Origin of the sequence: Rhodococcus sp. IEGM 1330 (assembly GCF_033142445.1) — a bacterium.
Lineage (GTDB): Bacteria > Actinomycetota > Actinomycetes > Mycobacteriales > Mycobacteriaceae > Rhodococcoides.
This window is the reverse complement of sequence record NZ_JAWLSB010000003.1, coordinates 74,816-89,358: the sequence shown is the minus strand read 5'-3', so window position 1 is coordinate 89,358 and position 14,543 is coordinate 74,816. Positions and strand designations below refer to the sequence as shown.

The 14,543-nt window shown below is 64.0% G+C and carries 13 protein-coding genes; all 13 read right to left on the bottom strand.

Annotated elements, in window-relative coordinates; genetic code table 11:
• Nucleotides 1-83: 83 nt before the first annotated feature.
• Nucleotides 84-839: a phosphoglyceromutase gene (locus R4P57_RS08485; RefSeq protein ID WP_317802421.1), complete on the bottom strand. Its 756-nt coding sequence runs from the start codon at nucleotides 837-839 to the stop codon at nucleotides 84-86.
• Nucleotides 836-1,978: a low temperature requirement protein A gene (locus tag R4P57_RS08480; RefSeq protein WP_317802783.1), complete on the bottom strand. Its 1,143-nt coding sequence runs from the start codon at nucleotides 1,976-1,978 to the stop codon at nucleotides 836-838. The genes R4P57_RS08485 and R4P57_RS08480 overlap by 4 nt, the downstream gene beginning before the upstream one ends.
• Before the next feature lie 226 nt (nucleotides 1,979-2,204).
• The gene (locus R4P57_RS08475) at nucleotides 2,205-2,606 is read right to left on the bottom strand and encodes a hypothetical protein (protein WP_317802420.1); all 402 of its coding nucleotides are present in this window, start codon (nucleotides 2,604-2,606) and stop codon (nucleotides 2,205-2,207) included.
• A 19-nt stretch (nucleotides 2,607-2,625) separates the two neighbouring features.
• Entirely contained in the window at nucleotides 2,626-3,189 is a 564-nt protein-coding gene (locus R4P57_RS08470; protein ID WP_317802419.1) for a DUF3558 family protein, read from the bottom strand.
• A 226-nt stretch (nucleotides 3,190-3,415) separates the two neighbouring features.
• Nucleotides 3,416-5,005 carry an AMP-binding protein gene (locus tag R4P57_RS08465; protein ID WP_317802418.1) on the bottom strand — a complete coding sequence of 530 codons (1,590 nt, stop codon included), beginning with the start codon at nucleotides 5,003-5,005 and terminating at the stop codon, nucleotides 3,416-3,418.
• Between the two features lie 99 nt (nucleotides 5,006-5,104).
• Nucleotides 5,105-6,382 carry an ABC transporter permease gene (locus R4P57_RS08460; protein ID WP_317802417.1) on the bottom strand — a complete coding sequence of 426 codons (1,278 nt, stop codon included), beginning with the start codon at nucleotides 6,380-6,382 and terminating at the stop codon, nucleotides 5,105-5,107.
• Nucleotides 6,379-7,626: an ABC transporter permease gene (locus R4P57_RS08455; protein WP_317802416.1), complete on the bottom strand. Its 1,248-nt coding sequence runs from the start codon at nucleotides 7,624-7,626 to the stop codon at nucleotides 6,379-6,381. The genes R4P57_RS08460 and R4P57_RS08455 overlap by 4 nt, the downstream gene beginning before the upstream one ends.
• Nucleotides 7,610-9,112, bottom strand: a complete 1,503-nt coding sequence (locus R4P57_RS08450) for an ABC transporter ATP-binding protein (RefSeq protein ID WP_317802415.1) — start codon at nucleotides 9,110-9,112, stop codon at nucleotides 7,610-7,612. The genes R4P57_RS08455 and R4P57_RS08450 overlap by 17 nt, the downstream gene beginning before the upstream one ends.
• Before the next feature lie 21 nt (nucleotides 9,113-9,133).
• Nucleotides 9,134-10,225 carry a BMP family ABC transporter substrate-binding protein gene (locus tag R4P57_RS08445; RefSeq protein WP_317802414.1) on the bottom strand — a complete coding sequence of 364 codons (1,092 nt, stop codon included), beginning with the start codon at nucleotides 10,223-10,225 and terminating at the stop codon, nucleotides 9,134-9,136.
• A gap of 75 nt (nucleotides 10,226-10,300) precedes the next feature.
• A complete protein-coding gene (locus R4P57_RS08440; RefSeq protein ID WP_317802413.1) occupies nucleotides 10,301-11,746 on the bottom strand; it encodes a nucleobase:cation symporter-2 family protein in 1,446 nt (481 codons plus the stop codon).
• A 58-nt stretch (nucleotides 11,747-11,804) separates the two neighbouring features.
• Nucleotides 11,805-12,296, bottom strand: a complete 492-nt coding sequence (locus R4P57_RS08435) for a YbjN domain-containing protein (RefSeq protein ID WP_317802412.1) — start codon at nucleotides 12,294-12,296, stop codon at nucleotides 11,805-11,807.
• Nucleotides 12,293-13,621 (bottom strand): D-inositol-3-phosphate glycosyltransferase, encoded by a 1,329-nt coding sequence (mshA, locus tag R4P57_RS08430; RefSeq protein ID WP_317802411.1) that lies wholly within the window; start codon nucleotides 13,619-13,621, stop codon nucleotides 12,293-12,295. Before mshA ends, R4P57_RS08435 begins: the two co-directional genes overlap by 4 nt.
• 38 nt (nucleotides 13,622-13,659) lie before the next feature.
• Complete coding sequence (locus tag R4P57_RS08425; RefSeq protein ID WP_317802410.1) at nucleotides 13,660-14,541, bottom strand: alpha/beta hydrolase; 882 nt, start codon at nucleotides 14,539-14,541, stop codon at nucleotides 13,660-13,662.
• Nucleotides 14,542-14,543: the final 2 nt, after the last annotated feature.

Here is a 14,543-nt window from a genome sequence, read left to right as displayed (position 1 = left end):
CTGGTCGTCATAGTCCCCGTCGGCAGTGTTCTTCGATCGTTCACCTGCAGTTACGACAAAACGTCGGATTGTGCGAGGAGGAGCTACTTGCCGCCCTGGTTTGCCACGGCAGCTGCACCTGCAGCCGCTGCTTCGGGGTCGAGGTAGGTGCCGCCCGGGTTGGTGGGCTTCAGCTTCCCGTCGACCTCGGTGAGCTCGTACTTCAGCGGAATGCCGGTGGGGATGTTGAGTTCGGCGATGTCCGCGTCGGAGATCTCGTCGAGGTACTTCACGAGAGCGCGCAGCGAGTTGCCGTGCGCGGCGACGAGGACGTTCTTGCCTGCCTTCAGATCGGCGACGATCGTCTCCTCGAAGTACGGAATCAGGCGCTCGACGACGTCGGCGAGGCATTCGGTCAGCGGGACGCTGTCCAGATCTGCGTAGCGCGGATCGGTGTCCTGGCTGTGCTCACTGCCGATCTCGATGGGAGGCGGCGGGGTGTCGTAGCTACGACGCCACAGCATGAACTGCTCGTTGCCGTACTTGTCCTTGGTCTCGGCCTTGTTCAATCCCTGCAGCGCGCCGTAGTGCCGTTCGTTCAGACGCCAGTCGCGGACGACGGGGATCCAGTGCCGGTCGGCCGCGTCGAGTGCGAGGTTGGCGGTGCTGATCGCGCGACGCAGCAGCGAGGTGTACAGCAGGTCGGGCAGGATGCCCGCCTCGGCGAGGAGCTGGCCGGCGCGCTTGCCCTCGGCCTCACCCTTCTCGGTCAGTCGCACGTCCACCCAACCGGTGAACTGGTTGGACGCATTCCATTCGCTCTCGCCGTGACGAAGCAGAATCAAGGTTCCGATACTCATGTGGTCAGTTTCTCATGCTCTGTGTGTGTTGGCCCGCGTGCGACCAGGACCGCGACGACGACGACCATGACGACTGCGGTGAGCGTGATCGGAATGGGGATAACGGGATCGAACAGCACGACAACCGCACCGACCGGAACCACGACGTTCACGACGCGGTCGGCGTTGCCGCGAATCGCGATCAGCCAGACACCGAGTACGAATACCGCGATCGGGATCGTGACGGTGAACGACGCGGCGACGTCGCCGAGCTTGCTGTGCTCGGTGAGCACATCGATCTCGACCTCGATGCCGGCCGAGAACGCGCCTGCGGCCGCGAAGATGAAGTAGTGGGCGTAGCCGTAGAACAACGAGTTGCCGAGTCTGCCGATCGCGCGGTGATGCGGGGGCCAGAAGTAGATCCACCACAGGCTTGCGGTGACGATGACGGTGAGAATCGAGATGGAGATCAGCGGTGCCAGAGCCGTCTCGTCCTGCAGCGCTTCGATGATGGCGTTGGCGGAGGCGAGCAGAGATTCGCCGAGCAGGATCAGCGTGAACAGGCCGTAGCGCTCGGTGATGTGATGCGGATGCCAGGGTGTTGCGCCCCTGCGCTCGGCGATCAGCGGTACCGACATCTCGACGCCCGCGAGCACGACGAACCCGATGATCGCGGCGGTACCGTCGAGCAGCAGCACCCAGAGAATCCACAGAACCTGCACTCCCGCAATGCCTATCGCGTAGGTCAGCGCTGTCTGTCGATGTTCGGGATTTCTCGATGCCCGCAGCCATTGAGTCACCATCGCCACGCGCATCACCACGTACCCGATCACCACGATGGTGAAATTCTCGTCGACGACGGACTGCTCGATCCCGGCGGCCAGTGTCAGGACTCCGGCCATCTGCACGACGGTGAGCACGCGATACAGCCAGTCGTCGGTGTCGAAGGACGTGGCGAACCACGTGAAGTTCATCCACGCCCACCAGATCGCGAAGAACACGAGTGCATAGCCGAGCAAGCCGTCGGCGACGTGGTTCTCGGTGAGGTCGTGGTGGAGTTGAACCGCCGCGATGCTGACGGCCACCACGAACACCAGGTCGAAGAACAACTCGAGCGGGCTCGCGGAACGATGCGGCTCTTTCGGATCGCGCGGTCGCATCGGCATCAGACGGGCAGCGGAGAGATTCACGATCGCAGACTAAGTCATCCGATTCGTGAGTGTTGTCTCGATCGTATTGCAAGGGTTGACATTACGGACATTTCGGACAGTGTTCGACGCTTCGGCGCCGGGACTGCGAACCTCACACCTTTGTTGCCGGCCGAGCGCGCGGGTTCACGTCATAGCGGGGATGTGGGGTCGAGCAATGGGGTGTGAGGTTGCGGACTCACTCCCCCAGACCTGCTCCGATACCGCCGATCCGAGCGCCGACACTCTGATCGACGTCCTCGGTCTCGACGAAATAGCGACGAAACACCGACCGCATCAATTGAACGACTTCGATGTGCTGCCTGATCACGGCGGCCGCCGACCCCTCTTCCCCATCGGCAAGTCGCTTGAACTTGCGACCCAGCTGTTGAGCTGAAGGAAGGGTGCCGAATGCGTCGAGATCGACGAGAAACTTGGTCTTCCCCAGCATTTCGGCAAGATGGTCGATGTATTCGGCGCAGACTTGATCGCACTGGGCAGCAACGCTCTGCGGGATCTCCATCAACCCTGCCTCGGCACGTTCCGAGAGGTTCTTCCAATACTGCATCGACTCGAATAGATCGCCGTTTCCAGATGCCATCGAACCTCTACCTTTCGATCTACCGTGCCCGCGCCGGTAGGTTGGTCTGCAAAGATTCCGTAACTCGACCGATTTCCGAACACGGTTCGCCTCGGGGCTCGCGACCCGCCCTACCGTCGAGAATGAAGTACACAACCCCTCCGACCACTTCGTACGCAACACCGCAGCTGACCTCTTCATAGTTCGCAGTTCGCCGAAACTGAACGGGCTCAGCACTATCGGGTGCCGTGAAGTCACCGAACTGCTCGTTCGACTGCAGATAAGCGAGGTCGTGGTGAGAGGAGAACACTCCCAGGAAGTACCACGACCCGGGATCAGGATCCGTCCAGATGCAGGTCATCCAATCGGTGGACAGTGGCGCGTCTCCGAACAGGTTCGTGCTCTTGCTGTCCACATCCAATCCCGCAGCCTCGACGGCACTGTCCGGAATGGTGCAGGGATCCCATGGCTCGTCCGTCACCGGCGTCGCAACCACCGAGGTCGTCGGCTCTGCAACCGGCGCGCTCTCCGTCGCCCCGCCGCATCCGGCGACCGACACCATCACGCCGACCAGACCCGCCACCCACCACCGCGTCACGCTCACACCTCTCCCCTTCGTCGAACCCACCCACCCCTTGGACGCAGCGAACGCCAACCCGGTTCCACAGCAACCTCACACCCCCACTTACGACCGCGCGCCCGTACTCGCCTCGGATCAGTGCCCCGCGGTCGGGAAAAAGGGTGTGAGGTTCCGGAAAAGCGTTGGCCCACAAAAGAACAACACCCCGCCTCACCGAGTGTGGGACGGGGTGTTGTCGTGGAACAGAGTCTTACTTTCCGGCCTCCGCGGCGCGCAGGTCCTTGCGCAGAATCTTGCCGGCTGCGGACTTCGGGACGATGTCGATGAACTCGACGCGTCGTACCTTCTTGTGCGGCGACACGCGCTCGGCGACGAAGGCGATAATGCCCTCCTCGTCGATGGTGGCACCCTGCTGGCGGACGACGAATGCCTTCGGGATTTCCTCGCCCTCGTCGTCGAGCACACCGATGACGGCGGCGTCGGCGATCTCCTCGTGCGTGAGCAGCAATGCCTCGAGCTCGGCCGGGGGCACCTGGTAGCCCTTGTACTTGATCAGTTCCTTGAGGCGGTCGACGATGTAGACGACACCCTCGGGATCGACGACGGCGATGTCGCCGGTGTGCAGGTAACCGTCGGAGTCGAGGGTTTCAGCGGTTGCGGTGGGGTTGTTGAGGTACCCGACCATCACGTTCGGTCCCTTGACCCACAGTTCACCGGGCTTGCTCAATCCCTCTGTGGGCAGCTCGATCTCCTCGAGTGTGCCCGGGTCGACGAGCTTGTTCTCGGTGTTCGCCAGCGGCTGACCCACCGAGCTGAGCGGCATGTCGTCGCGATCGAACGGGATGGCGTGGCTGACCGGGCTGAGCTCGCTCATGCCGTAGCCCTGACGCACCCGCGTGTTCAGGCGCTTCGCGACGGCCTTGCCGAGCTCCTCGTCGAGCGGTGCCGCGCCCGAGAAGACGGTGTGCACGCTGGAGAGGTCGTACTGGTCGATCAGCGGGTGCTTGGCCAGCGCGACGGCCACCGGCGGTGCGATGAACAGGTAAGTCAGCTTTTGATCCTGAATGATCCGCAGGAATTCGACGAGGTCGAACTTCGGCATCGTCACCAGATGCGCGCGCAGCTTCAGCGCGATGTTCAGCAGCACCGTCAGTCCGTAGATGTGGAAGAACGGCAGCAGCGCCAGGATCGCGTCGTTGCTGTCGATTCCGACGCGCGGTTCCATCTGCGCCACGTTCGCGACGAGGTTGCGGTGGGTGAGGATGACGCCCTTCGGCACACCCGTCGTACCGGAGGAGTACGGCAGCACTGCGACGTGCGTGGCCGGATCGAACGAGACCTCGGGGACAGGTGCGCCCTGGGTGAGCAGGTCGCGCAGGTTCGGGTGGCCCTCTGCGCCGTCGAGCACGATGACGTGTTCGGCGTCGAGGCCGACCTTCTCCGCGGCAGCCTTGGCCTGCGGGTACAGCGGGGAGACGGTGAACAGGAATTTCGCGCCCGAGCCGGTGAGCTGCTTGGCGATGTCTTCGGCCGTGTACAGCGCATTGATCGTGGTTGCGGTTCCGCCTGCGCGCAGGATGCCGTGCAGCACCGAGGCGAACGCGGGCACGTTCGGCGAGTGGAGTCCGACGACGTCGCCGACCTCGAGTCCACGTGCGGCCAGAGCGCCTGCGATGGCGTCGATCTGACCGATCAGCGACTTGTAGGTGGTGACCGCACCCGACGTTCCGTCGATCAGTGCAGGCTTGTCGAGGTCGGACTCGGCGATCGATCCGAAAAGGAAGTCGTAGACGGTGAGTTCGGGAATCTCGACATCGGGAAAGGGACTGCGGAAGCTCATGGCTCTCCTTCGAAAAACTGCGGCAACAATGACCGAACCATACAGTGAAAGCGGTCACAACGGACAGCGACCCTACCGCCGAGTCAGGTAGTGCTGGCGCTAACTTCGCGACGCATACGGTTTGCCCGCTGCGGCCGGTCCCCGGACGTGGCCCACCAGGCCCGCGACGGCAAAAATGGTCACCACGTAGGGCAGCATCAGCATGAACTCACTGGGTACCGGCGAGCCGATGATGCCCAGTACGTTCTGCAGGTTCGACGCGAATCCGAAGAGCAGTGCGGCCAGCGTCGCGCGTACCGGATCCCAGCGGCCGAAGATCACGGCGGCGAGAGCGATGTAGCCGGCACCGGCTGTCATCTCCTTGCCGAACGCGCCGACGGAGCCGAGCGTGAAGTACGCACCACCGAGTCCGGCGATGGCACCGGCGAGGCAGACGTTCCAGAATCGGGTGCGGGCTACGTTGATTCCGACGGTGTCGGCAGCTTGCGGGTGTTCACCCACGGCACGCAGTCGCAGACCCCATTTGGTGTGGAACAGCCCGAAGAACACGAGCGCGACGGCGATGTACATCAGGTACACGATGAGTGTCTGACGGAACAGCACCGGGCCGAGAATCGGAATCTGCGAGAGCACCGGAATGTCGATGCGCGCGAAGCGCGGTGGTGAGTTGAGTGTCTCGGTGTTCTTGGTGAGCACCACCGAGTACAGGAAGCTGGTCAGTCCGACGACCAGCACGTTGAGCACCACACCTACGATGACCTGATTGACGAAATAGCGAATCGAGAACACGGCCAACAGGGACGCGGTCAATGCGCCTGCGATCAGTGCGGCGAGTAGCGCGACGTACGTGGAGCCGGTGATCGACGCGACGACGGCGCTGACGAAAGCGCCTGCGAGCAGCTGACCTTCGATGGCGATGTTGATGACGCCGACGCGTTCGGAGATCACGCCGCCCATCGCGCCGAAGATCAGCGGGGTGCTCAGAGCGACTGCGCCGATGAGCAATCCGGGAACGGGAATGGTTTCACCGTCCGCGGCCCAGGCCAGGAATCCGAAGACGAACAGTACTGCGAACACTGCGAGCAGCCACAGCGGTGCCGAGCGGTACTGCGAGGCCAAGAACGTCGCGTACGCGGTGATGACGGCCAGTGCCACGACCACGACGAGACCGGTACCGGACGACGGCACACCCACCGCAGGCAGGGCGAAAAAGTCGTTCTCCGACGCCAACGCGAATGTGCTTGTCCCCGAGCCTTTTTTGACGACGAACAGCACCAGGGCGAGCAGTGTCACGATCCCGAGGATCGTCGGCACCTTCCAGCTGCGCCCGAGTACCGCCTCGGCGGGGGCGTCGACGGCGTCGGTAGAGGTTGTCACAGTGCACCCACCTTCGCAGTCTCGGCTTTCGCGAGTTTCTCTTCACCTGGTTTGGGCAATCGGAACACGGCTCGAACCAGTGGCGGCGCAGCGATGAACAGCACGATCACCGACTGCACGACGAGGACGATGTCGATGGGTACGCCCTCGGCTGCCTGCATGGCGAACCCGCCGGCCTTGAACGCGCCGAACAGGATTCCCGCGAAGAACACCCCCCAGGGTTTCGATCGCCCGAGCAGTGCGACGGTGATGGCGTCGAACCCGATTCCGGCGTCGATGTCGGCGCTGAAGCCGGTGGTGACGGTGCCCAGTACCTGCGCCACTCCGGCCAAGCCGACCAGGGCACCCGACAGGATCATCGCGTACAGGTAGATCCGGTTGACGTTCATGCCTGCGACGCGCGAGGCGTGCGGATTCTCGCCGACGGCACGGAAGCGGAATCCGAGACTCGATCGCTCGAGCAGCCACCACACTGCGACGGTCACGAAAATCACCAGCACGAATCCGAGATGCAGGCTGTAGCGGTCGCCGAAGAGCTTGGGAAACACTGCAGTCGACGCGATGGGCGCGGTCTTGGGATTGTTCGATCCCGGCGCCTGCAGAGCACCGGGAGTGCGCAGCAGGTATGCGACTAGATAGAACGCGATGTAGTTGAGCATGATGGTGACGATCACTTCGTGAGCGCCGGTGCGCGCCTTGAGGAATCCGGCGATACCGCCCCACACTGCGCCGCCGAGGACTCCGGCGAGAACGGCAACCAGCAGGTGGAGGCCGGCGGGCAGGTTCACTCCGAATCCCACCCAGCCTGCGCACGCCGCGGCGATGAGCATCTGGCCTCGGCCACCGATGTTGAACATCCCGACGCGGAAGGCCAGTGCCACACCGAGTCCGGCGACGATCAGCGGAGTGGCGAAGGTCAGCGTCTCGGTCAGCGGACGGATGCCGTTCTCGAATCCGGGACGCCGGAAGTTGTACACCGAGCCCTGGAACAACGAGGAATACGCTCCGGCAACGGAATCCCAGATCGCCTTCACCATGTCCGAGGGACGGGAGAAGAAGTACCCGGCCGATTCCTGCACGCCCGAGTTGGTGGCGGCGATGAGCACCGCACCGACGATCAGCGCGAGCAGTACCGCGAGAACCGAGATGATGGCGCTGCCGGTGAATATCTGCCGCAACACGACATGAGACTTCGACGGCTGCTGAGATGCCGGGGCCTTCTCGGCCTCACTCACTGCGCTCACCGCCCATCATCAATCCGAGTGTTTCGCGGGACGTATCCCCGGGGACGATTCCCACGATTGCTCCTCGATACATGACGGCGATGCGGTCGGCCAGTGCGGCAACCTCATCCAGTTCGCTCGACACCACGATGACCGGGATCCCCGAGTCCCGCGTGGCGACGATGCGTTTGTGCACGAATTCGATGGATCCGACGTCGATTCCGCGAGTAGGCTGCGCAGCGACGAACAGTCGCAGATCGCGGCTCAGTTCTCGCGCGAGAACCACCTTCTGCTGGTTGCCACCGGACAGGCGTCCGACGGCGGTGCCGATTCCCGGTGCGCGAACGTCGAATTCGCTGAGCTTCTCCGACGCGAACGTGTCCAGATACTCGCGTTGTACCGCGCCGCGCCGCACGAACGGCATGCTGTTGGAGCGATCGAGCATCAGGTTCTCGGCGATGGAGAATTCACCCACCAGGCCGTCGACGGTGCGGTCCTCGGGCACGAAGCCGACGCCTGCGTCGAGCACGTCCTGCACCGTCGACCCGACGAGCGAGTTGCCGTCGAGGCTGATCTTGCCGGATACGTTGTCCTGCAACCCGAGTAGGGCTTCGACGAATTCGGTCTGACCGTTGCCCTGCACGCCGGCTATGGCGAGGATCTCTCCCGCCGCGACTTCGAGGCTGACGTCGTCGACGGTCTTGTTGCCCTGGGCGTCGAACACCGACAGGTTCTCGATCACCAGTGCCGCGTCCCCGGGCGTGGCCGGGTCCTTCGAGACGGTGAGCTGTACATCGCGTCCCACCATCAGTGCAGCGAGCTCGGTGTTGCTGGCGGTCGGCTTCGCTTCGCCGACGACCTTTCCGAGCCGGATGACGGTGATCTTGTCGGCCACTTCGCGTACTTCGCGCAGCTTGTGGGTGATGAAGACGATCGTGGTGCCCGACGCCGCGAGTTCCCGCATGATCCGCATCAGATCGTCGGTTTCCTGCGGCGTCAGGACGGCCGTCGGCTCGTCGAACACGAGCACCTTCGCCTCACGAGAGAGTGCTTTGACGATCTCGACCCGCTGCTGCACGCCGACGGGGAGGTCGTCGACGAGAGCATCGGGATCGAGGTCGAAGCCGAACCTCGCGGATATCTCCCGCACCAGCTTCCGCGCTGCCACGAGGTCGAGTCGTCCACCGAGCGAGGTGGTTTCGTTACCGAGCACGATGTTCTCGGCAACGGTGAACACCGGAATCAGCATGAAGTGCTGATGCACCATGCCGATTCCGGCGGCCATCGCCTCGCCCGGTCCGGCGAAGTTCTGCTCGACGTCGTCGAGCAGAATCTGGCCTTCCTCGGCGCGATACAGGCCACTGAGCACGTTCATCAACGTGGACTTGCCTGCACCGTTCTCGCCGAGGAGACAGTGGATCTCGCCGGATTCGACGTTCAGATCGATGTGGTCGTTGGCGATCAACGAGCCGAATCGTTTGGTGATACCGCGAAGTTCGAGCTTCATATCCCTTACGACCGCTTGGTGCTACTTGGGTGCAGACGGCGACTCGACGGTGATGGACCCGTCGACGATGCCGGCCTTGATCGTGTCCAGCTCGCCCTGCAGTGCGGGGTCGACCTCGGACTCGAAGTCGTGGAACGGTGCGATACCGACTCCGTCGTTCTCGAGCGTGCCCACGTACGGGGTGTTGTCGAACGCATCGGCACCGGAGTTGGCGACGACCTCGTCGACGCTGGTCTTGAGGCCCTTGGTCACCGAGGTGAGCAGCAGGTCGCCGACCGACGGATCGGACTCGAAGACGTCGGCGTCGGCACCGATGAGGGCAACGGGACGCGAGGAGTCGCGAATGGCCTGAGCGGCACTCTGATAGATGGGACCGCCGACCGGGAAGATGACGTCCGCGTTCTGGTCGATCAGACCCTGAGCGGTGTTCTTCGCGACCTCGTTGGCGGTGAATCCGCCGGTGAACGAGCCGTTCTGCGAGGGCACGTCCCAGCCGATGACGCGGACTGCCTCGCCCTTCTGCTCGTTGAAGTAGTTCACGCCGTCGGCGAACCCGTCCATGAAGATGGTGACGGTCGGCAACTGGGAGCCACCGAACGTACCGACCACTCCGGTGGTGCTGTAGCTCGCGGCCGCGTAGCCGGCGAGGAATGCGGACTGCGACGCGTCGTAGGTCAGCGGCTTGACGTTCGGCAGATCGATCGTGGAATCGTCGATGATCGCGAAGTCGATGTCGGAGTTGGCCTCGGCTGCCACCTTGGTGGCGTCGGCCAGATCGAATCCGACGGTGACGATGAGGTTGCAGCCCTGATCGACGAGGTTGTTGATGTTGGGGCCGTAGTCGGTGGGCGATGCGGACTCGACGGTGCGTGGCTCGACGCCGAGCTCTTCGGATGCTTCGGTCAAGCCCTCGAACCCGAGCTGGTTGAACGACTTGTCGTCGAATCCGCCACTGTCGGAGACCATGCAGGGCAGGAAGTCACTCGATCCGCCTCCGCCCGATCCTTCGTCTTCGGGGGCAGATCCACAGCCTGCGATCAGGGCGATGGCACCGAGCGACGCGACGCCGCCGAGTGCTGCCTTCCGCGTACTCGTGCGGGTGACGAATGACAAGATGTCCTCCAATTTAGATGTGTTTCTTCTGGTCCGGGACGGTACTCGTGCGGACGAGGGCGCGCAGGATTTCACTCAGGCATCCTTGTCGGGCACAGCCTTGTCGGGCACAGACCTGTCGGGCAAGCTTCCGCCTTTGCCGAGCACCTTCGCTTCGTCCTCACGCACCATCACTGCGGGGCCCGCTGCCACCACCGATGGGTTCGGTGGCGTACCGGGCTTGAATACGTTGAAGAATACGTTGAGCACCACCGCGACGATGCTGGCGGCACTGATTCCGGAGTGGAAGATCGTGACGAACCAGTCCGGGAACTCGTCCCAGAAGTCGCTCGCGACAACAGGTATGAGACCGAACGCCAAGGTCACGGCCACGATGACGACGTTGGAGTTGTTGTCGTAGTTCACCTTGCCGAGGGTGCGGATACCGCTGGCGGCTACGGTTCCGAACAGCGCGATTCCGGCACCGCCGAGAACCGGAAGCGGGACGACCCCGACGACGGCCGCGAGTACCGGCGAAAGGCCCAGCAGCGCAAGCACGCCGCCGCCCATCGCGACGACGAAGCGGCTCTTGATGCCGGTCATCGCGACCAGGCCGACGTTCTGCGCGAAGGCCGTGGCCGGGAAGGTGTTGAAGATCGGGGCGACGGCAGAGGACACCATGTCGGCGCGCAGGCCGTCGCCGACGCGCTTGGAGTCGACGTCGGTTCCGACCACTTCGCCGACGGCGAGGATGTCGGCGGTGGTCTCGACCATGATCACCAGGATCACGATGGTCATCGACACGATCGCGCCGATTGCGAAGATCGGTGAGCCGAAGGCGAAAGGTGTCGGGACGGCCACCACGGACGCGTCGGCGACGCCGTCGAAGTCGGTCTTGCCGACGATCAGTGCCGCGATGGTGCCGACGACGAGGCCGAGCAGGATCGACAGCCGCGACAGTCCGGGAATCTTGGTCATCACCAGCACGGCAAGAAGGGTGAACATCGCCAACCCGATGTTGCCGGGGTCAAGATAGTTCGGGTTCGGCGCACCGCCCACCATCTCTTGGCCGGTGATCCAGCGTGCCGCCACCGGCATCAGTGACAGTCCGATGACGGTGATGATGCATCCGGTCACCAGCGGCGGGAAGAACCGAACGACCTTGGAGAAGAACGGGGCTATCGCCAAACCGATCAGCGCGGCCACCAGAACAGCTCCGAGCACCGTGCGCAGTCCGGTTCGCCCGTCCTCTGCGCTACCGATGATCGTGAGAACCGTCGAGACCGACGCGAACGAAATGCCCTGTACCAGCGGCAGTTGCGAGCCGAAGAACGGGATGCCGATCGTTTGCAGCACAGTTGCCACACCACTGACGAACAGCGCGCACGATATCAACAGTGCTTGATCGGCCCCCGAGAGTCCGGCCGCTCCACCGACGATGATCGGAACGGCGATGACGCCGCCGAACATCGAGAGAATGTGTTGCAGACCGTAACCGAACATCTGCAGTACCGGTGGGCGAGCGTCCTCTGGCCTGGTCATGTGTGTCAGGCTAGGAACCGGACGTTACGGGCAGCGACTCCGACCTATTTCGAGCGAGTTACGGCTGCTCCTGCTTGTCCACCATGTGCTCGAATGCCTTGAGGTTCGCCAACGATTCGCCGCGCGAGACGCGCCACGCCCATTCGCGTTTGATGGACTCCGCGAATCCCAGCTCGAGCAGCACGTTGAAGTCGCCGTCGGCGGCCTCGAGAGTCTGGCCGAGAATGCGATCGAGTTCGTCACCGTTGACGGCGTGCAACGACATTCGGCCGACGAGGTAGATGTCGCCGACCTTGTCGATCGTGTAGTGAACCCCGTACAGGCGGCGATTGCGTCGCAGCAGGTACTTGTAGACGCCCTCGAAGTTCTCGTCGGGTTTGCGGCAGACGAACGCCTCGATGCGTACCCCGTGATGCCCGACGGTCAGCATCGTCGTCGTCTGGAGCCTGCGTTCTCCAGGCAGAGCGACGGTGAACACGTCGCCGTGCCGGGTGTAGTCCAGCTCGCGGTCCTTCAGTGCCCGGTCGATCAGTTCGGCGGTCTCGCTCATGCAGTCACAGCTCCTGATCTGCGTAGTGTCGACAATCCTCGGACGCGTCGCGGCGAGAACTCGCTCGGCCCCTCGCCTCGGTCGAAGTGGAACTTGGCCTGCCGGTAGCTCTCGATGAGTCCGTCGGCGGTGTGCTCCCACGAGAAGTTGCGGGCGTGCCGCGGTGCTGCGGTCGCCATGTCGGCCAATGCAACCGGGTCCGCCAGCATGGACGAGAGCGCATCCGCCCAATCCCCGGTGCGGTGGCCCTGCACCAGGCGTCCGGTCTCGCCCGATCGCACCGCCACGCCGAGTCCGCCGACGTCGGCGGCCAGGACCGGAGTTCCGCAGGCCTGGGCTTCGATCGCGACCAGGCCGAACGATTCGTTGTAGCTCGGCACGGCGACGATGTCCGCGGCGCGGTAGACCTGGGCCAGGCGCGCCGACGGTTGCGGCGGCATGAACGTCACTCGGGGAGTGATCCCGAGGTTCTCGGCCAGATCGATGAGACTGTCGGGTCGATCCAATCCGCTGCCGGACGGGCCGCCGACGATGAGGACGCGCAGTGGTGTTGCCGGATTGCGATGCAGCACTTCGGCAGCCGCGGCGATCAGCACGTCGGGGGCTTTGAGTGGTTGGATGCGTCCGACGAAAGCGACGATCGACTCGTCCGGATTCAATCCGAGTTCGGCGCGCGCCGCGAGCTTGTCCCCCGGATTGTATTGCGCCAGATCGGCTCCCGGTGCAACCACATCGATCGAACCCTGCTGCGCACCGTAGATCTCGACGAGAGACTTCGCTTCCTCGGTGGTGTTGGCGATCAGCCGGTCCGCCTCGGCCACCACTTGCTGCTCACCGATCTGACGCGCGGCGGGCTCGGGCGAGTCGCCCTGCGCCAGAGACGCGTTCTTGACGGCGGCGAGAGTGTGCGCGGTGTGCACAAGCGGCACTCCCCAGCGATCGCGCGCCAGCCAGCCGACCTGACCCGAGAGCCAGTAGTGCGAGTGCACCAGGTCGTAGTAACCGGGTTCGTGCCGAGCTTCCTCACGCAGCACCCCGGCGGCGAATGCGCACAGCTGAGTGGGCAGGTCGTGCTTGTCCAACCCCTCGAACGGGCCCGCGACGATGTTGCGTACCAGCACACCGGGAGCTGCCTCGACGACGGGAGCATCGGTCGACGCCGTCGCGCGGGTGAAGATCTCGACCTCCACGCCCCGCTTGGCCAGCTCTTTCGCGCTTTGCAGCACGTAGACGTTCATCCCGCCCGCATCACCCGTTCCTGGCTGCGCCAGCGGGGAGGTATGCAAGGACAACACAGCGACCCTGTTCAGCTGGCGTCCAGTCACTTCTTCAGTGTGCACGCCTCCACATTACGTCTCGATAACTACCCCTTCTGACGACCGGGCAGACTCAGACCATCGACGAACTCGGTCACCTCGGTGAGGAATCGCTGCGGATCGGCTACGAACGGGCCGTGGTCGACGCCATCCCAGTACGACGCGAACGCCGCAGGAATCAGCTCCGCGGCGTGCCGTCCGGCAGAGACGTCGACGACGGTGTCCTCGGTTCCGTGCAGCACGAAGGCGGGGATGTCGAGGCTGCGCAGCAGTTCGTCGTGGCCGACCGCTCGATCGAACAGGGCAGCGCGAACTCGTGGCCTCGTGGACAGCGTCAATCCGAACAGCGCCTGCGCTTCCATGCCCTTACCTTCCGTCGGCCCGGTGAGCGCATGCCCGAAACTCCCGAGCGCCTTGATCGCGACCCGAGGCTCCTCGGCCATCGCGCCGGGGATGGCCGCGCGCATGGCCGTCCCGACGCGGCCGCCTGCCTCTCCCCTGCCGATGCTGGTGATCGCGCCGACGAGCACGATGCCCGCCACCGCGCCCGTGCCGTGTTCGGCGAGGTAGTCGCAGATCACCAGTCCGCCGTACGACCAACCCAGCAGCACCGCGTCGGCAGTGATGTTCTCGGCAGCGAGCACCGCCTCGACATCGCCTGCCCAAATCTTGGGATCGTCGTAACCGGCCGGCGGGGCGTCGGAGTAGCCGTGTCCGCGTAGATCGACGGCGAGAACGCGGTAGCGCTCCGCCAGGTCGGCCAGCAGTCCCTCCCCCCAGCAGGCCGAGCTCTGCGCCCACCCGTGCAGCAGGATCAATGGCCGCGCCGCAGGGTCACCGCTGACGCGGTAGACGATGTTGGCTCCGTCGACGCCGGTGGCCTGACGAACTGGTCCTGCTGCACGGGTGCTCATATCGGGCTTGCTCATAG